The sequence below is a fragment of the Anabaena sp. FACHB-83 genome (assembly GCF_014697485.1).
In the GTDB taxonomy this organism is placed as follows: Bacteria; Cyanobacteriota; Cyanobacteriia; order Cyanobacteriales; family Nostocaceae; genus Nostoc_B.
Genome location: NZ_JACJRY010000023.1, coordinates 21,664 through 46,807 on the forward strand (window position 1 = coordinate 21,664; position 25,144 = coordinate 46,807).

The 25,144-nt window shown below is 39.3% G+C and carries 13 protein-coding genes; 12 read left to right on the forward strand and 1 reads right to left on the reverse strand.

Annotated elements, in window-relative coordinates:
* The first annotated feature begins 175 nt into the window (after positions 1-175).
* The 12 genes from H6G79_RS23430 (at position 176) to H6G79_RS23485 (ending at position 22,535) form a co-directional block, all read left to right on the forward strand.
* On the forward strand, positions 176-3,472 hold the full coding sequence (locus tag H6G79_RS23430) for a type I polyketide synthase (protein WP_190592287.1): 3,297 nt from the start codon (positions 176-178) through the stop codon (positions 3,470-3,472).
* Positions 3,473-3,713: 241 nt separating this feature from the next.
* Positions 3,714-5,360, forward strand: coding sequence for a PfaD family polyunsaturated fatty acid/polyketide biosynthesis protein (locus H6G79_RS23435; RefSeq protein ID WP_199334034.1), 1,647 nt, complete (start codon positions 3,714-3,716; stop codon positions 5,358-5,360).
* A gap of 15 nt (positions 5,361-5,375) precedes the next feature.
* On the forward strand, positions 5,376-6,890 hold the full coding sequence (locus H6G79_RS23440) for a thioester reductase domain-containing protein (RefSeq protein ID WP_190592289.1): 1,515 nt from the start codon (positions 5,376-5,378) through the stop codon (positions 6,888-6,890).
* Positions 6,891-7,501: 611 nt separating this feature from the next.
* On the forward strand, positions 7,502-8,380 hold the full coding sequence (locus H6G79_RS23445) for a hypothetical protein (RefSeq protein WP_190592290.1): 879 nt from the start codon (positions 7,502-7,504) through the stop codon (positions 8,378-8,380).
* A 94-nt stretch (positions 8,381-8,474) separates the two neighbouring features.
* Positions 8,475-9,089, forward strand: a complete 615-nt coding sequence (locus H6G79_RS23450) for a hypothetical protein (RefSeq protein WP_190592291.1) — start codon at positions 8,475-8,477, stop codon at positions 9,087-9,089.
* A 173-nt stretch (positions 9,090-9,262) separates the two neighbouring features.
* Positions 9,263-12,094 (forward strand): hybrid sensor histidine kinase/response regulator, encoded by a 2,832-nt coding sequence (locus tag H6G79_RS23455; protein ID WP_190592292.1) that lies wholly within the window; start codon positions 9,263-9,265, stop codon positions 12,092-12,094.
* A gap of 50 nt (positions 12,095-12,144) precedes the next feature.
* Positions 12,145-13,587 carry a response regulator gene (locus tag H6G79_RS23460; protein ID WP_190592293.1) on the forward strand — a complete coding sequence of 481 codons (1,443 nt, stop codon included), beginning with the start codon at positions 12,145-12,147 and terminating at the stop codon, positions 13,585-13,587.
* Positions 13,588-13,696: 109 nt separating this feature from the next.
* On the forward strand, positions 13,697-15,088 hold the full coding sequence (locus H6G79_RS23465; protein WP_190592294.1) for a malic enzyme-like NAD(P)-binding protein: 1,392 nt from the start codon (positions 13,697-13,699) through the stop codon (positions 15,086-15,088).
* 195 nt (positions 15,089-15,283) lie between these two features.
* Positions 15,284-17,554, forward strand: a complete 2,271-nt coding sequence (locus H6G79_RS23470) for a PhoD-like phosphatase (RefSeq protein ID WP_190592295.1) — start codon at positions 15,284-15,286, stop codon at positions 17,552-17,554.
* Between the two features lie 98 nt (positions 17,555-17,652).
* Positions 17,653-18,075, forward strand: a complete 423-nt coding sequence (locus tag H6G79_RS23475) for a peptidoglycan-binding protein (RefSeq protein WP_190592296.1) — start codon at positions 17,653-17,655, stop codon at positions 18,073-18,075.
* Between the two features lie 188 nt (positions 18,076-18,263).
* Complete coding sequence (locus tag H6G79_RS23480; protein WP_190592297.1) at positions 18,264-19,523, forward strand: CHAT domain-containing protein; 1,260 nt, start codon at positions 18,264-18,266, stop codon at positions 19,521-19,523.
* A gap of 21 nt (positions 19,524-19,544) precedes the next feature.
* Positions 19,545-22,535, forward strand: coding sequence for a CHAT domain-containing protein (locus H6G79_RS23485; protein WP_190592298.1), 2,991 nt, complete (start codon positions 19,545-19,547; stop codon positions 22,533-22,535).
* A gap of 138 nt (positions 22,536-22,673) precedes the next feature.
* On the opposite strand, the gene H6G79_RS23490 is transcribed toward H6G79_RS23485, so the two are convergent.
* Positions 22,674-24,938: a caspase family protein gene (locus tag H6G79_RS23490; RefSeq protein ID WP_190592299.1), complete on the reverse strand. Its 2,265-nt coding sequence runs from the start codon at positions 24,936-24,938 to the stop codon at positions 22,674-22,676.
* Positions 24,939-25,144: the final 206 nt, after the last annotated feature.

A 25,144-nucleotide genomic window follows, 5' to 3' on the forward strand; every position in this document is an offset into this window, starting at 1 on the left:
AGTTTATAAAATTACCTATTGTCTCTCTAACTCTGTGTTCTCCCGAAGTTTGCTCAACGCGGGGAACCCGCGCACGCAACTTCTCTCTGTGTCTCTGTGGTTCGTTATTCCCTCTTTCCTTCGCGCTCTTTGCGTCCTTTGCGGTTCGTTATAAACTCTGTTTAGGTACTCAATAATGACCCAAGATAATAAAAACAAAATTGCCATTATTGGCATGGATGCCTTCTTTGGCGAATGCCATAACTTAGATGCTTTTGAACGTAGTATTTATGACGGTAAACAACACTTCATACCTCTACCTGAAAAAAGATGGTATGGCATTAACACCGAAAAAGACTTACTCCAAGACTACGGTTTAGCTGAAGGTAAACCCCCCATCGGAGCATATATCAAAGACTTTGAAATTGATACATTAGCCTATAAAATTCCTCCCAACGAAGTCGAAAAACTTAACCCCCAACAACTATTACTGCTGAAAGTTGCAGAACGCGCCATCAAGGATGCAAACTTACCAGAAGGTGGTAATGTTGCAGTAATTATTGCTGCTGAAGCAGAGTTATCTGTACACCAACTACAACAAAGATGGGATTTGTCTTGGCAAGTCAAAGATGGTTTGAATGCGGCAGAAATTACCTTACCACCAGAAAAGATTGCTCAATTAGAAACCATCGTTAAAGATAGCGTTCACCAACAAGTAGAGATTGGTGAATACTTAAGCTATATCGCCAACATCATGGCGAGTCGTATTTCTTCACTGTGGAACTTTACCGGGCCTGCTTTCACCCTTACGGCTGTAGAGACTTCAGCTTTCAAAGCTTTGGAAGTAGCGCAAATGTTACTGATGACTGGCGAAGCAGACGCAGCCATTGTTGGTGCTGTTGACTTGGCTGGTGGTGTAGAGAATGTATTGTTACGCAATCAAACCGCCAAGATTAACACTGGTGTCAATACGTTGAGTTATGACCAAAAAGCCAACGGTTGGAATGTGGGTGAAGGCGCGGGTGTAGTGGTTCTCAAACGCTACGATGTGGCGCAAGAGAATGGCGATCGCATTTATGCCACTATTGATGCTATCAGTATCGGACAATCTCTGGTCAATTCAGCTAACGAAGCCTTTCAGAGTGCAGGTGTACAACCCTCTCAGGTAAAATATGTAGAGGTTTGCGCTAGTGGTATTCCCCAAGAAGACGAAACGGAAATCACAGGTTTATTGCAAGCATATCCATCAGTAGGTCATGGTCTGCACTCTGCTATCGGTAGCGTCAAAGCCAATATCGGACACACTCAAGTAGCTTCGGGAATTGCCAGCTTAATTAAAACAGCGTTGTGTCTTTACTATCGCTACATTCCTGCTACTCCTAATTGGTCAGGTGTGAAAGCACCACAACAATGGGAAGGAAGTCCTTTTTATGTAGCTACAGAATCTCGCCCTTGGTTCTTGGGTAAAGACTCTGACCGTCGGATAGCAGCAATTAACGGTCTGGGTTGTGATGGTACTTTTGCTCATGTGATTATCTCAGAAGACCCCACCCAAGAAGAACGCCCTAGTCGATATCTGGAACAAATGCCATATCATTTGTTTCCGATAACTGCTAACGACAGGGATAGTATTTTTGCGGCTCTAGATAGTCTGCAAAAGAGCATCGAAACTAGTTCTTCTTTATCAGACTGTGCTAGTCAAGCCTTTGCTGCATACAAAGCCAACCCCCAAGCGCAATACGCCATCGCCATTAACGGACGGAACAAAAAAGAACTCCTCAAAGAAATTGAGTCAGCGCGTAAAGGTGTCAAAACGGCGTTTGAAAAAGGCACAGACTGGCAAACACCTATCGGTAGTTATTTCACACCGAAACCTCTTGGAAAGCATGGCGAAATTGCCTATGTATATCCGGCGGCGGTGAACTCTTATGTAGGTATGGGTCGAAATCTCTTCCGCCTATTCCCCAGAATCTTCAACGACTATATGGTGAAGAGTCTAAATAAGCGGGTAGCGGATGTAGAACTACGAGTTTTTCCCAGAAGTTTGAGTAAGTTATCCCTCAGACAGCTAGAGACTCTAGAAAAGCAATTGCTAGATGATTCTTTAGCAATGTTTGAAGCGGAAATGTTCTTTACCAGACTGCTTACTACAGTTATTTGTGATGACTTTCAACTCAAGCCGAAGTATGTATTTGGTTACAGCTTGGGTGAAACGAGCATGATGGTAGCGCAAGGAGTTTGGAATGATTTCTTCCAAGGTAGTAACTCCTTCAACTCCTCGGCGTTGTTTGGGAATAGGTTATCTGGGCCGAAAAATGCGGTGCGCGAGTTTTGGGGTTTACCAAACACAGATAATTCAGACAAAAACTTTTGGGGTAACTTCGTTTTGATGGCGAGTCCTGAACAAGTGCAGGAAGCCATCAAGAACGAGCCGCAAGTTTATCTCACACAAATTAATACACCGGAAGAAGTGTTAATTGCTGGTGAGCCAGCCGCCTGTAAGCGAGTCATTGCCGCCTTGGGATGTAACTCTTTTACGGCTCCGTTTGATCACGTTATCCACTGTGAAACGATGCGATCGGAGTATGGAGAGTTAGTTAAATTAAATACTTTGCCATCCCAGAATCTAGCAGGTGTTACCTTCTATTCTGCGGCTGAATATCAGCCTATTGTACTAGAGAGTGGTGCGATCGCTCGCAGCATCGCCACCGGACTTTGCCAACAATTAGACTTTCCGCGCCTAGTCAACCGCCTCCACGACGACGGTGCGAGAATCTTCATCGAAGCTGGTGCTGGTGGTGTTTGTTCACGCTGGATTGATAAAATTCTCGAAGACAAAGACCACATCACCGTATCCCTCAACCGCCGGGGGATGGATGACCATACTAATATTGTCAAAGCACTAGCAAAACTTCTCAGCCATCGCGTAGCTGTAGATTTATCACCACTCTACAACCTCACACCTGCGCCCAAACAAAATAAAGCTACACTACGCACTGTGACAGTCGGTGGTGAATCAATAACCGCCAGTATTTTGACTGAAGAAAACCGCAAACTTTTCCAAGATTTGCCAGGGAAAGCTAAAGGTATTCAATCTGAAAATCTGCATTCAAATATACCATTACCCGATGAAATTGATATCATCAAATCCCTGCAAGATACACATAAAATCTTAGGCGGTGAAATTCTGACGCAAAATGCAGAAGTTTCAATGAAAAATATCATTGAACACGGTTTTACAGCAGCAGAAAAAGTAGAATCTTCTGAGTTAATCGCCACACCGACACAAGCATCTGCTACCAATCAAGATTTAAATACCCTAATCAGAATGCTGGAGTTAAATACCTCTCACTGTCAAAAGCTGAACGCTAATAATGCTCGGATAACTCAAGCACATACAGCTTTTTTACAAGCACGGCAAGATTTTAGTCAGCAGATGCGTGAAATTATTCAATTGCAATTAGTTTGCGCGGAAGATTTGCTCAAAGAATAAGCTTGAATGCACGTTACCTCATGGTTTAAGGATAAAGATTTAACACACTTTATTCTTAGACCTTTCCTAAATTTAAAAAGTTCACGCAGAGGCGCAGAGACACAGAGGAAAAGAGAATGATATGAGAATAATTAATAAATACTCAACGTCTCTGTTAATCTCTCCGCGCCTCCGCGTCTCTGCGTGAGATAAAAAAACCAGATTAACAATCCGAGGGATAACTACTGTGACGACCTTCGATATGCCACTCAGCACCCAAGATAATGGCTTAAGATTCACCGCCTATACCTACAATCACAATCTTGTTTGGAAAGGGAATTTAGAAACAATATGCTTTGAACAGCAAGCCATCAAAAATAAATTACTGCTATTAGATAAACCTTGCTATCTTGTCAAAATTGCAGGTAAAATCGGCATTACAAATGAAGGATATTTATATCCTGCTGATAATAACACAACTTCCCAATTAGAATTAATCGCTTCTCTTGCGCCAATTTCTCTACAACAGTTAGGCGACCCTAGTTTTCTCGCTTGCTATGGCGTGAAATATGCCTATATGACTGGCGCAATGGCTGGCGGTATCGCTTCCGAAGAAATGGTGATTGCTTTAGGAAAAGAGAAAATTTTAGGTTCTTTTGGTGCAGGTGGTTTACCTCCCGAAAGAATAGAATCAGCAATTCAACAAATTCAACAAGCTTTACCAAATGGCCCCTACGCTTTTAATTTAATTCACAGTCCTAATGATATGGCGATTGAACGTCGGGCTGTGGATTTATATTTAAAATATGGGGTGAAGGTGGTAGAGGCTTCAGCATTTTTAGATTTAACACCCAACATTGTTTATTATCGACTGGCTGGGTTAAGTTTAAATGATGCCAATCAAATCATCATTAAAAATAAGGTCATCGCTAAAATTTCTCGCCGCGAAGTTGCGAGTAAATTTATGCAGCCAGCCCCAACTAAAATTGTCAAAGAATTAGTTGAACAAGGATTAATTACTGGGTTACAAGCAAAATTGGCAGAACAAGTACCAATGGCCGATGATATTACTGTGGAAGCTGATTCTGGCGGACATACTGATAACCGTCCGTTGATTTGTTTGCTTCCTTCATTGATTGCTTTAAGGGATGAAATTCAAACTAAATATCATTATTCCCAACCAATTAGAGTTGGTGCAGCCGGGGGAATTGCGACCCCAGAATCAACCTTAGCAGCTTTTATGATGGGTGCTGCTTATGTAGTTACTGGTTCAATCAATCAAGCTTGTGTTGAATCTGGTGCTTGTGAGCATACTAAAAAACTATTAGCACAAGCAGAAATGGCTGATGTAACTATGGCTCCCGCCGGCGATATGTTTGAAATGGGTGTGAAAGTACAAGTGCTGAAACGGGGTACGATGTTCCCGATGCGAGCGCAAAAATTGTATGAATTGTACCGCACTTATAACTCAATTGAAGAAATCCCGGCGGCAGAAAAAGAGAAGTTAGAAAAACAAGTTTTTCGGAAAACTATTGCTGAGGCTTGGGAAGGAACGGCTGCTTATTTATCACAGAAAAATCCTGAAAAATTGGGTAAGGCTGTGAATAATCCTAAGTTGAAGATGGCTTTGATTTTCCGTTGGTATTTAGGCTTATCTTCTCGTTGGTCTACTGCTGGTGAAAAAGGTCGAGAAGTTGATTATCAAATTTGGTGCGGCCCGGCGATGGGTGGTTTTAATGACTGGGTACGCGGTTCTTATTTAGCTGAACCAGAAAACCGCTCAGTTGTGGATGTTGCTGACCAGATTATGCAGGGTGCAGCATTTTTATATCGCATCCAAAATTTAAAAATTCAAGGTTTGCAAATACCTGATTACTACACTCAGTATCGTCCCGAAGTTTGTCAATAATTGGAAGAGGTAACAATGTCTTATAGTGCAGCAGATATTCAAGCGTGGATGGTGTCTAACCTCGCTGAGTTAGTAGGTGTAGAAACTGACGAAATTGATATCCACGAAAATCTCGAAAACTACGGTTTAGACTCAGCACAAGCAATGACTCTAGTAAGTAAATTAGAGGAATTACTGGGTTTTCAACCATCTCCTTTGTTGTTGTGGCATTATCCCAATATTGCATCTTTATCAGAGCGTTTAGCTGAGGAATTAGTCGAACAATCTGATGTACAAGATACAGGAATTATCAAACAAAGCAGTGGGAATCATGCTACTGACATCCCTACTCTCGATTTACAAGCTGAAGTAGTTCTTGACCCCACAATTAATCCTGGCGGTGCTGTTTACACACCTATCGACAAACCCAAGAAAATCTTCTTGACAGGTTCCACTGGCTTTTTAGGCGCGTTCATCATCCGGGAACTGCTAGAACAAACCGACGCAGAATTGTATTGCTTGGTACGCGCCAGCAGCCTCCAAGACGGTAAAAACAAGCTGCAAAAGAACCTGGAACAGTATGGAATTGGTCAGGATGAGTTAGATCCTCGCATTATTCCCGTCATTGGTGATTTGTCTCAACCAATGTTAGGCCTGGGCGCAGAACTGTTCCAAGCGTTAGCAACCAACATTGACACCATCTATCACAGTGCTGCTTTGTTGAACTATGTTTATCCCTACTCAGCACTGAAAACTGCTAACGTTTTAGGTACGCAAGAAATATTGCGCTTGGCTTGTCAAATCAAGGTCAAGCCGGTACATTACGTTTCCAGTGTGGCTGTATTTGAATCACCTTATTACGCGGGTAAGGTGGTGAAGGAAGATGATGATTTTAGCCACTGGGAAGGTATTTTCCTCGGTTACTCTCAAACCAAATGGGTGGCTGAGAAGTTGGTGAAAATTGCCAGCGATCGCGGTTTACCTGTTACAATCCACAGACCACCATTAATCGCCGGAGATAGCAACACAGGTATCGGTAACACCCACGACTTTATAAACTTAATGGTCAAGGGTTGTTTACAAATGGGTAGCTTCCCAGATGTAGAGTATATGTTGGATATGTCTCCTGTAGACTATGTAAGTAAAGCGATCGTCTATCTGTCAATGCAACCAGAATCGATAGGTAAAGCTTTCCACTTACAACATCCCAACCCAGTTTCTTTAAAATTCTTAGTTGAGTGGGTGAGTTCTTTCGGTTATCCCGTGCAAATTCTCCCTTACGATGAATGGCAAGCAGAGTTGATTAAAAATGCTGCTTCACCAGATAATCCTTTATATACCTTGCGCCCATTCTTGTTAGAACGCTGGTCTGAAGAACAAGTCACAATTCCTGATTTGTATCTGCAAACAAGAAGACCCACAATTAGCTGTGAAGCAACAGTGAAGGCATTAGAGGGTAGTGGAATTTCCTGTCCACCAATCGATTCTAAGTTGTTTATGACCTACACAGCTTATTTAATCGAAAGCGGCTTCTTGAGTGTCGCTTTGTAATATTTTGCTTGTTATGTATCGCAATATTACATTTGTTTATGTTGGCTATTTGCAGTTAAAAACATATTTTTAACAATCAACTAGCCTTGTGAATAAATGTAATAAATAGCCACATAACTGCTAAATAATTAGTTAAAAATACAAAACCCAGTTGTTTATCTAACTGGGTTTTTGGTTTATTATGCTATATCAGGAATATTGCTGTTTATCATCAAGTCAATTTACATCAAATCTTAATATTAAGGATATTATTTCTTAAAATTTTTGCTCACAAGAAATTTATATTTTTTAGTTTTGATTTATATATGTACTTTTATTTTACAAATTACAATAAAAACTCAGTATTCATTTTATGTTTTCAGCAACACGGCAGTATGTTGAACATTTTTATATAAAGATTGGATAAAAATTGAATTGTTAAATTTAGTCTAGATAAGCTTTAGATGAACTTATTTTAAATTGGTTTGATTTTTGAAGTTGCAAATACTGAAATTGAGTATTTGTATCAAAAGCAGTTAGATTACTGATGTAAACCAAAGTAGTCAAAAACTACATTAATGTCACTATTAAACCTGACACACTTTGGTATTAATTCTGAAGTAATCTAGCTGATGGAAATCTTCTCTGAAACTTTTTTTAAGCAAGCTTTTGACTTTGCCGAATTAGAACAGACAATAGCGTCTACTATCCGTCTGGTTGCACATAATCCGGTTGCTTTGTATGTATTCTGGCAACATTATACTTGTTTCAATGGCTACACATCCTCAGTAATTTCTCGGCTTGCGAGTTCAATTGCGATGTCTCGTTATTTATTTACTGATCCAGAAATTGCGGTGATTGAAGAAGCAGATCGCGGCTTTCAAATTTCTGCTGAGATTATGATTGCTGCGTCTGATGAAGGAGCTTATGGTATCACCCATCGAGAATTGGCTCAATTACTGTTAAAGACAGTAGGAGACTATGCAGGAATTTCCGTCGAGGAACGTAACCAACTTTCTCAGACTCCAGTTTGGCTGGACGACATTGTGCAAGCTGTCATAGCTGGCTACCAAGGAACTCCCGGCGATGCTGTTTCCTTGATTCGTTCTCTGGGATTTCATACGGCTTCCGAAATGTTGGGCGATCGCGAGTATGCACTATTGGATATGATTATCCGCTATGAAAATCAAGGCGTAGGATTTGACCGCTACCTCAAAGAGAAAACTACTCCCGTCGCCATTCGGGGTCATCGTTATGATCCTTGGTGTTATGTTGTCATCCACGGTAAACATGAAGGTTCCGGCGCAGAAGCCAGACACTTTGACCATGTTTTACAAGCCTTGAATATGGTAGTTCAGTATCGGCCTGAGTCAGAGCAGCAAATTATGGAGTGGGTGCTTGAAGGTTATCAAGCATTTACAGAGTTACAGCAGCGTTTATTTAGAGAAATTTATCGGGAATGTCTGCAAGTGCTAGAACCTCTAGAGACAGGTAATTTAGTTTCTGTATAACTTGCTGGCGATCGCTCCAGGGTGCATATACTCACTCTTGACGTTGATGTAGAAATTTTCTCAACTTGCATCTACTACTTATTCATCACAAATCATGTTTCATTGGCAAGAAGTCATTGGTATAGTCGCCGGGTTTCTCTCACTTTTAGGCTTTTTACCCTACATATTTAGCATCTATCAAAGAAAAACTCGACCTAACAGAGTTACTTGGTGGATTTGGACAGTTGTCGGGTTCATTCTTTGTTTTAGCTACTACTCCTCTGGTGCGGTTAATACAATCTGGGTTCCGGTGTGTTCTGCAATTGGTCATTTGACGATTGCTATTCTTGGGATTAAATATGGTGAAGGTGGTTGGAATCGTTTTGACCGATGGTGTCTATTAACTGCTGGTCTTAGTCTGATCCTTTGGTGGCGTTTTAGCTCTCCTAGTATTGCTCTCATGATCAATATCTGCATTGATTTTTTAGGAGCTTTACCAACCATCAGAAAATCCTACTATCAACCACATACAGAAGATATTTTCACATGGTCTATATTTCTGTTGGCGCATACACTTAATCTGTTTGCCCTTAAAAATTGGTCTTTTAACCTCTCAGTTTATCCACTGTATTTATTTGGCTCAACTTTCACTATATTTCTCTTACTTTCCCGTACTCAAATCCATAGTCAAGTGAATTTGTATAAACGACGCAGAAGTATAAAAATCTAGAAGAATAAGACACTTTTGTTTTAATTAACCAAACATTTTCCTACTTCATATAGCCAACCATAAAGATTTTCAGCAAAACCTAAAATCAGATATATAATTCATATTTGATTTTTATTTTTTCTGCCCATTGACTGACGACACTAGTATATTCTGTAATCAACCTAGATTCTTCTATGTCATCTAAGCTGCTCTCTAGAAAAATTCCTCAAGACGGCAAATCTCAAAAAATTTCATTACGTTTGATTCTGGTTGTGCCTTTTGTACTGCAAGTGATTACAGCTGTAGGACTAACAGGATATCTGTCATTACGCAATGGTCAAAAAGCTGTAAACGAATTAGCAAGTCGATTACTAACTGAAGTCAGTGGACGCATAGACCAACATTTAGATAGTTATATGCTTGTTCCGCAAAAAGTAGTTATACTCACTTCCGATGTAATTGAGATGGGCTTATTAGATTTGCAAGACAAACAGCAACTGGGAAAATTTTTCTGGAGACGGCTGAAATCATTTAATATTGGCTATATACTTTTAGGTTTCCAAACAGGTGATTACATTGCAACTGGCTATCTTTTTGGTGATCATCGCATTACTATTGATGAATTAGCTCCTAACAATTATCAAGGTAGTAATCATTTATATAGTTGGTCAACTGATAATCAAGGAAACCGAATTAAAATTGTTCAAGATAATGGAGAATTTATTGCTAAAAATGAAGGTTGGTATGCAGAAGCAGCCAACCAAGGTAAACCAACTTGGAGTCCCGTTTATAACTGGTTAGTTCCACCTTTTAACTTATCGATTGCCGCTAGTCATCCTATTTATGACTCGAAGAAAAAACTGCTTGGTGTCATTGCGGCTGAACAACGTCTTTCCCAAATTAGTGATTTCTTAGGTCAGTTGAAAGTTAGCCAAACTGGTAGAACTTTTATTATTGAACATAATGGTCTATTAATTGCTAGTTCAAGTGATGAACAACCCTTCAGCCTTCAAAATCAAAAACCGCAACGCCTATTAGCATCCAAGAGTAAAGATCCACTCATCAAAGCCACTGCTAACTATTTGACGACACATTTTGGCAGTTTTGAGAAAATTAGTGATTCTCAGCAAATGGATTTTTTACTCCAGGGTCAACGCCAGTTTGTCCAGATTACTCCTTGGCGCGATGAATGGGGACTTGATTGGTTAATGGTGGTTGTGGTTCCTGAAGAGGATTTCATGGCGCAAATTAATGCTAATACTCATACAACGATTCTGTTGTGTTTATTAGCTTTAGGTTTAGCAATTATTCTTGGGGTTTATACATCTGAATGGATTACGCAACCAATTCTGCAATTAAGTCAAGCTTCAGAAGCGATCGCCAATGGTAAACTAGACCAAAAAGTTCAGGAATCTCAAGTTGAAGAACTGCAAATTTTAGCACAATCTTTTAATATGATGGCTACTCAGCTACGCGAGTCTTTTAATGCTTTATCTAAAACCAATGAAGAACTAGAAATTCGAGTTGAAAATCGCACCAAAGAACTCAGGGAAGCAAAAGAAAGTGCTGATAGTGCCAATAAAGCCAAAAGCGAATTTCTCGCTAATATGAGCCATGAGCTACGTACACCCCTAAATGGAATTCTCGGTTATGCTCAAATTTTACAAGGTTCCAAAAATCTCACAGCAAAAGAAATAAAAGGCATCAATATTATTCATCAATGTGCTTCTCATCTATTAACTTTAATTAATGATATCCTTGACCTTTCTAAAATTGAGGCGAGAAAATTAGAACTACAGCCGACACAATTTAATTTTCTTTCCTTTCTCCAAGCCGTTGCTGAAATCTGTCTGATTAAAGCCGAACAAAAAGGAATTGAATTTGTCTATCAATTCGATGAACATCTGCCAATCGCTATCGAAGCAGATGAAAAACGTTTACGGCAAGTTCTGATTAATTTGTTAAGTAATGCTATAAAATTTACCGAGACTGGCAAAGTAATTTTTAAAGTAGAAGTTATTTTTCCTGGACATCAATTTTCCCAAGATGATATAAATATACCACCAACAACCACTTATAAAATTCGCTTCCAAATAGAAGATACTGGTATAGGAATTAAATCTGAAGAACTAGAGAAAATATTTTTACCTTTTGAGCAAGCAGGTAGTATTAAAAAACAATCAGAAGGTACAGGCTTAGGTTTGGCAATTAGTCATAAAATTCTCTCGATCATGGGCGGTGATTTAAAAGTTAAAAGTGTAATGAGTCAGGGAAGTATATTTTGGTTTGATTTAAAAATAGCCAAAGCTCAAGAATGGATTGATATATCTCAAAGTTACCAAAGCCGAAAAATCATTGGTTATAAAGGAGAGAAAAAGAAAATATTAATAGTGGATAATGTTGCGGAAAATCGCTCTGTATTTGTTAGTTTATTAGAAGTATTTGGTTTTGAATTAGTAGAAGCAGAAAATGGTCAAACTGCTTTAGCACAAGCCACAGAATTTAAACCAAACTTAATTATTACAGGTGCTTGTATGCCGGTAATGGATGGATATCAGATGTTATCTAATTTACGAGAATCTTTAGAATGGCAAAATTTGAAGGTGATAGTTTCTTCAGCTAGTGTCTTTGATGATGATAAACAAAAAAGCTTTGATGCAGGTGCAGATGACTTTTTAGCTAAACCTGTCCAACTGCCTGAACTACTCAATCAATTAGAGAAACATTTACGCTTGGAATGGATTTATGAAGAAAAAACTGTCGAGGCGATCGCACCTGTTAATATAATCGGATCTCACAAACAAAATGAATCTGAAATTATTCCGCCACCTCTAGTAGAATTGAATTATTTAAAGGAATTAGCTCTAAAAGGTCGGATAAAAGCTATTTCTAAACATTTAGAAAATATAGAGAAAATGGATGAACGTTATATTGCTTTTGTGCAGTATGTGAATCATCTAGCTCAAGGGTTCCAAGTTAAGGAAATTAGAGAGTTTCTCGAAAGAATATCGCAAATAAATTATTAATAAAAATTCCTCACTCCATCAAAATTTGAATAAGTATCAGGGGAAGAATTGTGCAGACTCAAGAAACCAATTTAATTTTAATTGTAGATGATACGCCTACCAACTTAGAAGTACTTTCGGAAGCTTTGACTGACGCTGGTTTTGAAGTTGCAGTCGCCACCAGTGGAGAAAGTGCTATTGAACAAATTGAATATGATCCACCAGACCTAATCTTATTAGATGTGATGATGCCGGGGATTGATGGATTTGAAACATGCTACCGACTCAAGCAAAATCCACAGACAAAAGATATTCCTGTCATTTTTATGACTGCTTTGAGCGATACGGTAGATAAGGTGAAAGGCCTTTCTTTAGGTGCTGTTGATTATATTACCAAGCCATTTCAGCAAGCAGAAGTGTTGGCGCGGGTTCAAATCCATGTGAATTTGCGAAACTTGAATTCAGCACTAGCAGAGAAAAATTTCCGTCTCCAACAAGAAATCCAAGAAAGGGCGATCGCTGAAGCAGCTTTACAGAAATTAACTCAAGAATTAGAACAAAGGGTATTGGAACGTACCCAAAAACTTACTGACGCACTTTGCACCTTAGAAAAAGCTCAAGTTCAGCTGGTGCAGTCAGAAAAGTTAGCCACTCTAGGTCAACTAGTAGCGGGTATAGCCCATGAAATTAATAACCCCGTGAACTTTATCCACGCCAATCTTTACTATGTCAGTCGCTATACCCAGAACTTGCTGGAATTAGTGGCACTTTATCAAAAGCAATTACCTGGCGCTACCCCGGAGATTAAAGCCAAAGCTAAAGACATAGACTTAGAATATTTGCTAGAAGACTTACCAAAAATTCTTTCTTCAATGGAAGTTGGGACTGAGAGAATTTGTGACATTATTAAATCTTTGCGTAGCTTCTCCCGCCACGATGAAGCAGAAGTCAAAGTGGTAAACATTCATGAGGGTATAGATAGTACACTCATGATTCTCAAGCGACACCTAGACGGAAAACCAGGACAGCCAAACATTAAAGTAGTCAAAGAATATGGCAACCTGCCCAAAGTAGAGTGCTATCCCGGCAAAATGAATCAGGTGTTTATGAATATTTTGAGTAATGCCATTGATGCTTTAACAGAAGCGATGGAACATTATCCGAGTTATGTACCATCACCGATGATTCGGATTCATACCGAGGTGGTAGACAGCGATCGCATTATTATTAGAATTGCTGACAATGGTCTAGGAATACCAGAACATATTCAACAACGAATTTTCGACCCTTTCTTTACAACCAAACCTGCGGGTAAGGGTACAGGGTTGGGAATGTCAATTAGTCATCAAATTATCACTGAACTACATTATGGCAGTTTGCGCTGTATTTCCCATCCAGAGCAAGGAGCAGAATTTATAGTGGAAATACCCATTCAACAGCCACAAGTTTGTCATACAGGCTTAGTTAAGCAAAAAGTTGTCGGTTCTGCCGTACCTGTGATGTTGAACTTTTAGTCAATGATTAGGTTAGGAAACGTTAGAGTCTTTGTAGATTTTAGTTTTAGTCTAGATTTTTACTCAGCGATTCAATATAAAATCTAAAATTCACTATTGCAAAATTACAATGGCAGACCTAACTCCTAATTCCAGTTTTAGTTTGACTCTGCGGTTGCAAATTCCCAACCGCGTCGGGATGTTAGCATCGGTGACACAGGCGATCGCAACCAGTGGTGGTAATCTGGGGCAAATAGATTTAATTGAACAAACCCGTCAAGAATCTACGCGCGATATTACCGTAGATGCAGCTAGTACAGAACATGCTGAAACCATTGTCCAAGCAATCAAAGAACTACCAAACATTAAGGTGATCGATGTTTACGATCGCACCTTTAATTTACACCGTGGTGGCAAAATTAGCATCACTAGCCGTATTGCCTTAAGAAGTGTTTCTGATTTAGCAATGGCTTATACTCCTGGTGTGGGGCGGATTTGTAAAGCGATCGCCGCCAACCCAGAAGAAGTTTACAATCTGACAATTAAACAAAATACTGTCGCCATTGTTACCGATGGTAGTGCAGTTTTGGGCTTGGGTAATCTCGGCCCGGCGGCGGCTTTACCTGTGATGGAAGGCAAAGCTATGCTATTTAAGGAATTTGCTGGTATCGATGCTTTTCCTATTTGTCTAGCTACCCAAAGTACCGATGAGATTGTTCAGGCGGTGAAGCAAATTGCGCCTGTGTTTGGCGGGGTGAACTTAGAAGATATTGCTGCGCCCCGTTGTTTTGAAATTGAACAAAGATTGCGTCAGGAATTAGATATCCCAGTATTCCATGATGACCAACATGGCACAGCGATTGTCACTTTAGCAGCATTATATAACGCGCTGAAATTAGTTAACAAATCAATGGCAGATATCCGCATTGTAATTAATGGTGCGGGCGCTGCGGGTGTGGCGATCGCGCGGTTACTGCGGAAAGCTGGGGCGCAAACCATTTTGATGTGTGACTCTAAAGGTATTCTTTCTGTTCACCGCACTGACTTGACAGAAGAAAAACAAGAATTTGCTGTCAAAGCCCAAGGAACATTAGCCGGCGCAATGCAAGGTGCAGATGTCTTTATTGGTGTTAGCGCCCCTGGCGTATTAACCCCAGAAATGGTGCAAGCAATGGCGAAAGATCCCATTGTGTTTGCCATGGCCAATCCCATTCCTGAAATTCAGCCAGAATTAGTGAGCAAAACTGTGGCGGTAATGGCGACAGGACGCAGTGATTACCCCAATCAAATTAACAATGTGTTGGCTTTTCCGGGAGTCTTCCGGGGTGCTTTAGATTGTCGTGCTAAAGAAATTACAACCACAATGTACTTAGAAGCGGCCAGTGCGATCGCTTCTTTAGTCAACCCCAGCGATTTGAGTCCTGAACATATTATTCCTTCTGTGTTTGATACCCGTGTCGCCCCGGCTGTGGCGGCGGCTGTACAAAGGGCAGCACGTCAAGAAGGTATTGCCAAGAGTTGAGTATAATTCTTGTGGGATAGGCAGCTTGCCTATCTCCCAGAAAAAGACAGTAAAGATCAAGTAACCGCAGATGTACGCAACGAAAAGTTGAGCCAGTGCGTTGGGCGGGTTCCCCGACTCCTTCACTGGCGTTGCGCGTCCGGCTTTCCCGGCGCAAAACTTTTTCAGACAGATACACGCAGATAAAATTCACTCATGCAGTATCCTTTTGGAAGCGAGTTCATCACCGAACTGCCGCTAATTTTGGCAGGGCCAATGCTACAACATACTGAATCAACAGCCGTGACGGTATGGATAGCCCTCAAGCAGTCTTGTCGGGTAGAACTGAAAATTTATGAAACAACAAATCAAGGCGCAACTCTAGGGAATTGTTTGTTGACTGGAGAACGCGCTACATCTGCTTTGGGTGAATATCTGCATGTTGTGGCGGTAACGGCTGAATGTCACGATGAAAATCATCTGCTGGGCGATCGCATCTACGCCTACACCTTACAATTTATCTGTGGTACAGAACAGCAAACCCTATCGCAGGCATTAAGTTCTGAGAATTTTGCCGCAGATAGCATTAGTTATTTTGACCATCAACAACCAACCTTTGTTTTACCTCCCAGCCGTCTGCAAGATTTAAAAATTGTCCACGCTTCTTGTCGTAAACCGCACGGACATGGGTTGGATGCGTTACCAATTCTTGATAGTTTAATTGCAACTACAGCAACTCAACCCCAACGCCGCCCCCAGCAATTGTTTCTCACTGGCGACCAAATCTATGGTGATGATGTTGCTGATCCTTCCTTATGGGTGGCGACTCATTTGGGCGATATTTTATTGGGTTGGGAAGAAAAGTTACCAGTCAGCCCAATTAGCTGTACTCCCAAGGAATTACCTACCAGACAACGGGCGGAAGTCGCAACAGAACAAGCAGGTTTCACCGCCGGATTACATAACAAATACAGTAAAGTAAACAGTCATCTGCTGAGTTTGGGGGAATATTACGCGGCTTATTTATTAACTTGGTCGCCTGTGTGCTGGCCTAGGAAATTTCCTCAAGGAACAGAAGTAACTAGCGATCGCCAAGGTATCAAAAACTGGAATCGAGAAGTCAAAGATTTACAACAATTTATTTATACTTTGGGAAAAGTTCGCCGTGCTTTGGCGAATATTCCCACCTACACAATTTTTGATGACCACGATGTTAGCGATGACTGGAATTTGAATCAAGCTTGGTGTTTGCGCGTTTTGGGCAAACCTTTGGGGCGGCGGGCAGTGCAGAATGCCCTGTTAGCTTACAGCGTGTTTCAAGCTTGGGGAAATACACCTGAACAATTTGCCTTTGGGGAATCTGGGGAAAAACTGCTGGCGGCGGCGGAAATTTGGTCAGCTTCCCACGGTACAGATAGTTATGCCGATCAAGCGATCGCCCTTTATCTTGGTCTGCCAGATACCGATTCTCTCACAGGCTTACCAACTTTTGCTCAAGATGATTCCACATTAGTTTTAGCCAGACATCCCCAATCCCTCAATTGGCATTACACCATTCGCAGCCCAATTCATGAAGTGATTGTTCTCGATACCCGGACTTGGCGGGGTTATCCAGCCGACGCGAAACCCATCGCCCCACCCAGGTTATTATCACCCCAGGCGGTAAAACAACAACTACTGACACCTTTACAAGCAAAAACTAATATTCCCGCCACATTTGTGATTGCACCTACCAATGTCTTTGGCTTAAAAGTGATTGATTGGGTGCATCATTGGCATTTAAAAAACGATAAGGTTTTTTCTACAGATGTGGGTGATGCGTGGAATATTCATACAGAAGCATTGGCGCAATTTCTCACAACATTATTTACCCAACGTCAACAAGTCATTGTCTTGTCGGGAGATATTCACTATAGTTCGGCGGTGCGTTTATCTCATCAAGATATTGATTCCCAATTGTTATCTGTATTGGTGCAGTTAACCTGTAGTGCCTTAAAAAATGAAGAATTTCTCACGCGGTTAATTCACACCAAATTGAAAAATTGGCTATTACCAGAAAAAGTCCGATATTGGTGGGGCTGGAGTCATCCTGCTGATATGGTGGAAGTTGCTGCTAAAAAATGGCAACGCCAAAACTCGTCCCGTCCTGACTGGCGTTGTGCGTTAGAGTTAATTCCTCGGCAAAAAACCCAAACTGCGAATTTAGCCATTGATGTATTAAGTTTTATTGCTCCCTGGAACCGCCCAGAAAAAGCGAAGTGGCGATCGCTACAATTTTTAATGTTTTGGAAATCCCCTTGGTTTCAAGATGGAAAAGAAGTAGTAGGCGTGAATAATTTAGCATTAGTGCAGTTTGAACCAACCGATGAAAGTCTTGCGAATAAAGTCATCCAAGATTTATACTGGTTTTCTTCCTGGTATACAACTGAACTGGTTTACTCCCGGTTTGAAACTCAACTGCTACCTGATCATGATGTATTTCATTAGGAATAGCATCAATGGGTGGTGTAGCTAATGTTAACCAATAAAACCCAATTACTCAGTAATTCAATCTTGCAGCCTGGAGATATGGAGCTTTAGTAAATATGATTACCTACAACAATGCTCAATTCCGTTCTATTTTATTTGGATTAGGATATCTAGCTCAAGATTTTGCTGCTTTGGGGCAGGGGTTTCCAGTTAGTAAAGATAATTCGCCACTCACAACCATTAAAACTGTACAAGCCATCAAAAATTTTCAGGCAGACTATGAACTGTTGGTAGATGGTATAGTCGGGCCAAAAACAATGGCGAAAGCGGAAGAAGTGATCAGAATTTTGCAATATGAATTGAATGTAGTAGTCAAAGCCGACTTACCTAAAGATCATCCCTTTTATGGGCCAAGAACTGTAGCCGCAGTCAAAAAATTTGCCGCCCAATATTTGGCTGAGGATGAAGGCGCAATTACTGGTGTTGCAACTTTAGAAATTCGCAAAAATCTTGATAGAGTAGCCAAACAGTTAATTTAAATCTATTAAAAACTTACAGCAGCATATTCTTAGAATAATGTAGAGACGTTATATGTAATGTCTCTACAGAGTTATAGATTTTATGCCTTTATTCCAATTCTATAAGCGACTGCATATAAACTCATCTACTCTTACCTATTTATATAAAAAACAATTTAATATCTCATTATTTTTACTTGAAAGATAAAATGTCGATTAACTTTACACCATCAATTTTTACAAATACATCAGTTTGCCTAATGATGATGGCGATCGCCATCAATATTTTTGCTCACAACCAGGTTTTAGCTTCAGAGCAATTGCCAGGAAATATATTAGGCGATCGCATGTTTACATTAGCAGTTAATTCTGCTACAGAACAGATTAGGCAAGTTGCTAAACAACAAAATGCCACCCTTATACAATATTCAATTATTAATAATGAATTTACGATTGCAGGCAAAAAACAAACGAGAGAATCAGAACTCTATATTTGGGTCATTAAACCTACAGGAGATATAACCTTTCGTCAGATTGATATTAAAGCATTGTGGCAAAAACAAAACACATCTCTGTCTGAGTTAATTGCTCAAAGTCGTTTGTCTCTTGGGGTGACAGGTAATTATAATTATCTCAAACGTAATCAACTTAAAGATAACTTCCAAAAATTGCATGAATTATTAATTAAACCTATTGAAAATTTATTACCTCAACAACCAAACACAAATATTATTTTCATTCCCCAAGGCGAACTATTTCTTGTACCTTTTGCTGCCTTACAAAATGCCAAAGGTAAATATTTAATTGAGCGATATACAATTGCCACTGCACCTTCCATTCAAGCCTTAGATTTACTTTATCAGCGAAAAAAACAATATCAAAATATCGGACAAGATATTTTAGTAGTGGGTAATCCTAAAATACAATCTGATCGAGGAGAACCGCTTCAGCTAATCGGTGCAGAACAAGAAGCAAAAGCGATCGCACAATTATTTAACACCCAACCACTCATAGGTAATGCAGCAACCGAAACCGCAGTTATACAGCGAATTTCGCAAGCAAAAATTATTCATTTAGCAACACAAGCATCTCTCAAAAATCAGCAAGGTTTAGCTTTCACACCCTCCACTCAAGATGATGGCTTACTCACACCCGCAGAAATTCAAAAATTAAAATTAACAGCAGATTTAGTTGTCTTAAGTGCCAACGATACAGCCATCGGAATAATCACAAATGACGGCGTAATTGGCTTATCACGTTCTTTCTTATCGGCAGGAGTTTCCAGCGTGATTGCTTCTTTATGGGATATATCAGATCAATCAACCGCATATTTAATGACAAAATTTTATCAAAAACTCCATGAAAAACCAGATAAAGCAGCAGCCTTACGTTATGCGATGCTAGAAACTAAGAAAAAATACCCAAACCCCAGAGATTGGGCAGCTTTTACTTTAATTGGCTTGTTATAGTTTGACATGAGGGTAAGAATTATGAGCGATGGACATAACGAGCTACGCCTACGCAAAATTATTTCAATCGCTTTCAATACTTTTCTCGTAACAATTGCACTGACATTTGGAAATAATTCCTACAAATTTTTCTTTACACAACAGGTTTTAGCGCAAACATCTACAAATCATCAAGCTGAAGCAGATAAACTGTGGCTCAAAGGTATTGAACAGTTTGATAACATTCAATTTTCAGCAGCATTACAATCTTGGGAACAAGCATTGTCTCTGTATCGAAAAAATAAAGACCGTCAAAGCGAAGGGAGAATTTTAGGAAATATAGGAATTGCTTACAGCTATTTATATAATTACAACAAAGCTATTGAATCTCTTCAAAAATCTTTACTTATTGCCCAAGAAATTAAAGACCGTCAAGGTGAAAGTTTGGCTTTAGGTTATTTAGGATTTATTCATTCTTATTATTTATTTGGAAACTATCAAAAAGCCCTTGAATACTATACAAGAAGTTTAGATATAGCGAAAGAAATTAAATATCGTCAAGGTGAATTATGGAATTTAGAAAATTTGGGGGAATTTTATTTTTATTATACTTATTTGACTTGGAAACATGCAATCATTTTTGATAGAAAAGCGATTGAATCTTATGAACAATCCCTAGCGATCGCCAAAGAAATAAATGATTATCAAAGCCAAGTATCTGCCTTGATGAATTTGTATAAATCTTATTTAACTTTAGGTGATTATAAAACGGCAATTAAATACAAACAAGAATATATAGATTTAATTAAAAAACTTCCCACACCTTTACCAGCTAATTTACTCCCACCATTAAGAACATCACAAGCATTAACCAAGACTACTGCTTTTCTTAAAGCTGAAGCTGAACGACTAACTGGAGAAGGATTGAATTCCTATCAAAATTTAGATTTTGAAACAACATTAGAAAGTTGGCAACAATCTCTACATCTATATAGAAAAATTAAAGACTCCTACGGAGAAAGTAAGACTCTCAGATATTTAGGTATGTCCTATATTGACTTAGGTAATTTTCCTAGTGCTATTGACTATTTTCAAAAGAGTTTAGCTATTGCTAGAAAAGCTAAAGACCGTTACAACGAAAGTTGGAGTTTGGGATTTTTAGGATTAGTTTATATCAAACTAGGTGAATCAAAGAAAGCTATTGGCTTTTTGAATCAAAGCCTAGTATTTAACAAAGAAATTAAAGATGATAATACAGAACTTTTTATATTAGATAATTTGACTAATCGAGAGTTATGGTTATTGAGTAATTTAGGTAAGGCTTATTTTTTAGCAGGTGATTATGCTAAAGCTCTTGAGAAATATCAGCAATCCTTAAAAATAGCAAGAGACACTCAAAACTCTTATATGGAAGCAACTGCTTTAGGTAATATAGGAAATATTCATCTTCAAGAGACTAATTATTCAAAAGCAATTGATTATTTAGAGAAAAGTTCAGCAATTTTTCTACAAAGATTTCAGACCGAGCAGAATGGTTATCAAGAGAGAGGTGAAATTTTAACTAAGTTGGGGGATGCTTATCGTAAATCTGGTAAGCTTGATGAAGCGGTCAAAGCACTATATTATGCAATTGATACATGGGAAGATGTCAGGCGGAATTTAACAGATATCAATAAAATATCTGTTTTTGAAACACAAGCTGATGCCTATCAAATATTACAACAAGTTTTCATTGAGCAGCAAAATTATGATTCTGCCCTAGAAACTGCTGAAAAAGGGCGTGCAAGAGCATTTGTTGATTTACTTAATACACGTTTATCTACTAAAATTAATGATAGTCTTACCCAAGATTTAGGAACTCAATTACCCAACCTCCAAGAAGTTGCTCAACAACAAAACGCAACACTTGTTGAATATTCAATTATTTATGATGAGTTTAAGATTCAGGGTAAACAACAAACTAAAGAATCAGAACTCTATATTTGGGTAATCAAACCCACAGGTAAAGGTACTTTCCAAAAAGTTGACCTCAAGCCTCTGTGGCAGAAAGACAATACAACTCTTTCTGAATTAGTTACTATGAGTCGTCAATCTATTGGTGTGAGAGGGCGTGGTATTATTATCAGTCAAAATTCTGATACTTTGAAAACAAAACAAAGATTCCGAAGACTACATGAACTACTAATCAAACCCATCGCCGAATTTCTACCCACAAAAGAAAGCGAAAAAGTTATCTTCATTCCTCAAGGTTCTCTATTCCTTGTCTCCTTTCCTGCACTACAAGATGAACAAGGCAAATACTTAATTGAAAAACACACAATTCTAACTGCACCATCAATTCAGGTTTTAGATTTAACCCGCAAACAAAAGTTGGCAAGTCAGGAATTGAGTAAAGAGGAAATTTTAGTAGTGGGTAATCCGACGATGCCGAAAGTAGAGTTGGAACCAGGAAAACCCCCCGAACAATTAAATAATTTACCCGGTGCAGAACAGGAAGCTAAAAATGTTGCTGCAATCCTCAAAACTCAAGCACTGACAGGTAAGCAAGCCAGCAAAACAGCTATTTTACAGAAAATTGCACAAGCGAGAATTATTCACTTTGCTACTCACGGTTTACTTGATGATAACCGGGGATTGGGAAGTGCGTTAGCCAAAGGCTTTGGTGGAGCCATTGCTCTTGCACCTTCCGATAAGGATAACGGGTTGCTTACGGCCGAAGAAATCTTGAATCTAAAGTTAAATGCAAACTTGGTTGTTTTAAGTGCTTGTGATACCGGACGTGGGAGAGTAACTGGTGATGGTGTAATTGGTTTATCTCGTTCTTTAATTAGTGCTGGTGTCCCCAGTGTCATCGTTTCTTTATGGGCAGTTGATGATAACTCCACATCGTTTCTAATGACCGAATTCTATAAAAATATCCAACAAAAACAAGATAAAGCGACTGCTTTACGTAAAGCTATGCTGACAACAATGCAGAAATATCCTCTCCCCAAAAATTGGGCTGCATTTACCTTAATTGGTGAATCTGAATAGTTTGTTTGGCGTATCTAGGTTGTATATTTTTCATTAAAAACATACAATATTTTTCCCCTCTCCGATGCGGAAATGGGTTAGGGGAGAGGTCAAAACAGACTTGTTGAATTCCCATCAAATTAAATGTAGAACAGCTTATTAGCTATTTTCAGAATCAACAACCTCAAACGAGATAGCCATTGCGGCTAATTTTTTACTATCAATACCACGCACTCCCGACGGTAATTGTATTTGCTGTGCAGAAATCCCGCCACGAGTACCTGCATCTAAATCATCTAATATATTGTTGGTTACATCTAAAATTTCATCGGTTACAGCAATAGGAGTACTACGATTAGCGACATTTCTTAAACTAGCAATTTTTTGCAAGGCTAAAAGTGAAGTTCTTAGGGGTGTTGTACTAGCAATAATTAACGCTTCTGAAATTCCTAAAGGTCTATCAACAGCTAAGATAAACTCATCATCTGTTTGGGGGATGAGTTTTGTTTTTTGTGCTTCTACTAAAGCCGCATTTTGTGTGGCAGACCAATTATTAGGGAATATAACCGTCATTTCTCCTTCCGCATCAATTACTAAAATGCTGACATAAATTGGTTGATTTTCATTGTTTTGAATTTTAAAAGCAATTTTGGTGCCGACGGCAAGTTGAGTCAAGCCGGAATTAGACAATTTAATAGCAGGTTTTGGTTGTTTCGAGATAGATCCACGAACTGGGAAAGATTCTGCTAGTAATTCATTACTATCTGCTACATTCATCGAAACAGCAACATTGATGCGGGATGAATTAATGTTACCCAAAATTTGCTTAACTACTCTAGCAGCTAGTAAAGATTTGAACTTCGGCTGTAAACGTTTTACAGCTTCAGTAACAGATTCACCAGCTTGACCAAAAGACTTAGGAATAATTTCATCTTGGCTAGGGAGAAATAACCCAAAACTACCAACTTCTGGCAACTGAGAAATGCCTTTTTTCTGTAATTCCTGATATTTAGGCTGAGTCATCTGCCCTAGAATATACTGTACTGATTGTTTTCCTAAAAGTTGCGGTTCAACACGTTTCAGGGATTTGAGAGCTTTTATGGCTTGCTGGGCATTGTTATTATTGAGAGATTCATCAATGCCTATTTTTAAAGTAGGATTGTTGGGAATACTGCGAATCCGTTCTTGTAATAAATTTCCTGGCTGTAATTTTAAAGTTGAGCGTGTACCTATATTAACTAATGTACCTTTACCAATTAATCCTTGACGAGATTCTAATTTGATTAAGCCAACTTCATCACCTTGAGGATTGACAACTGAAAATAAGGGATTATCTGTGAAGGCTTCTAAGCTTTGTGGATCTATACCACCCAACCACAATTGAACTTGATTACCCTTGACTTGAGTCACAACAGCTTCAGCCGGCACAGCTTGAATCGGAATAAAATAAATCGGTGGGTTGTTTTTGTTGCAGCTAAGATTTAATTCAAACTCTGGGTCTTGGAGATTACCATTTTCCCTCGCTAATATTTTAGTACTGCGTCCAATATTTGCGATCGCACTATTTACAGATTCATTACCAGCTTGTTGCCAAAGATACTGTGTCAACAAATAAGTAAACGCCCCAGCATGAAAGCCCTCAAACGGTGCATCCGCCGCAAATTGATCACTTCTCGCACTAGCAATCACAACTCCCTTCGCCACAGCTTGTCTACGTTTCTGGATAAATTCTTGCTGTGAAAGTCCCAGCCGCTTCAGCCATTGGCGTTGATATTCCAACTCTTCGGGACTGGGTTGTAGTGATGTACCACCATTCACCGAACGAACGCGCAAATTTCCCCGTTTACCACCACCAGAATGACAACTATCTAACACAACAGTCACATTCTCGGTTTTTAATGCAGACATCAACAAAAACAATGTGTGTCCCATAATGTGATTTACCGAACCGCGTCCGTTAGGTGGTAATTTGCCATCTATCGGAATAAATGTACTATTCAGTCCATCTGGCGCATCACCATCTGGATCTTTGACTCGTGTACCATGTCCAGAAAAGTGAAATAATACTACATCACTGGGCTTGGCTTGTTTAATTAAATGTTCTTCAAACGCCGTCAGGATGCCTTGACGAGTAGCTTGTTTGTCAGTCAAGGTGAGAATATCTTGGGGTTTAAAACCAAAACGATGAATTAATAATTCCTGCTGTAGCCTGACATCAGTAACACAACCAAAAAGGGGCGACAAACCATCATCTTCAGAATACTCATTAATTCCCACTAATAAAGCTAGTTTACGCCCTGTATTTTGTGCCAAGACTTTACCCAGATAATTACCCTGCTGCATAATATCCCATTGGCTTAAACCCAATGCAGCAAGGGTAGAAGCAGAAAATTGCAGAAAATGACGGCGTTTGATATTAGACATAAGATGTAATAAATATCTAGGTTAAAACTGTTTTAAAAAATTGTATTTCTAGCTTGTGTGAGATTATGCAAAATGTTCCAGATAATTTGATAGCGTTCCTCATTTACTGAACTATAGGAATCCGATTTGATTTCTGAATCTAGTTGTGTGGTGCGCGTTCGCAAAGCGTCTCGCAGAGAAGCGCAGCGCAAGCGCGATAGGCAGGG

What these genes read in the sequence shown, in the direction of transcription:
- H6G79_RS23430 (WP_190592287.1), top strand. Translation starts at nt 176, where the DNA reads ATGACCCAAGATAATAAAAACAAAATTGCCATTATTGGCATGGATGCC.
- H6G79_RS23435 (WP_199334034.1), top strand. Translation starts at nt 3,714, where the DNA reads ATGCCACTCAGCACCCAAGATAATGGCTTAAGATTCACCGCCTATACC.
- H6G79_RS23440 (WP_190592289.1), top strand. Translation starts at nt 5,376, where the DNA reads ATGTCTTATAGTGCAGCAGATATTCAAGCGTGGATGGTGTCTAACCTC.
- H6G79_RS23445 (WP_190592290.1), top strand. Translation starts at nt 7,502, where the DNA reads ATGGAAATCTTCTCTGAAACTTTTTTTAAGCAAGCTTTTGACTTTGCC.
- H6G79_RS23450 (WP_190592291.1), top strand. Translation starts at nt 8,475, where the DNA reads ATGTTTCATTGGCAAGAAGTCATTGGTATAGTCGCCGGGTTTCTCTCA.
- H6G79_RS23455 (WP_190592292.1), top strand. Translation starts at nt 9,263, where the DNA reads ATGTCATCTAAGCTGCTCTCTAGAAAAATTCCTCAAGACGGCAAATCT.
- H6G79_RS23465 (WP_190592294.1), top strand. Translation starts at nt 13,697, where the DNA reads ATGGCAGACCTAACTCCTAATTCCAGTTTTAGTTTGACTCTGCGGTTG.
- H6G79_RS23470 (WP_190592295.1), top strand. Translation starts at nt 15,284, where the DNA reads ATGCAGTATCCTTTTGGAAGCGAGTTCATCACCGAACTGCCGCTAATT.
- H6G79_RS23475 (WP_190592296.1), top strand. Translation starts at nt 17,653, where the DNA reads ATGATTACCTACAACAATGCTCAATTCCGTTCTATTTTATTTGGATTA.
- H6G79_RS23480 (WP_190592297.1), top strand. Translation starts at nt 18,264, where the DNA reads ATGTCGATTAACTTTACACCATCAATTTTTACAAATACATCAGTTTGC.
- H6G79_RS23485 (WP_190592298.1), top strand. Translation starts at nt 19,545, where the DNA reads ATGAGCGATGGACATAACGAGCTACGCCTACGCAAAATTATTTCAATC.
- H6G79_RS23490 (WP_190592299.1), bottom strand. Translation starts at nt 24,938, where the DNA reads ATGTCTAATATCAAACGCCGTCATTTTCTGCAATTTTCTGCTTCTACC.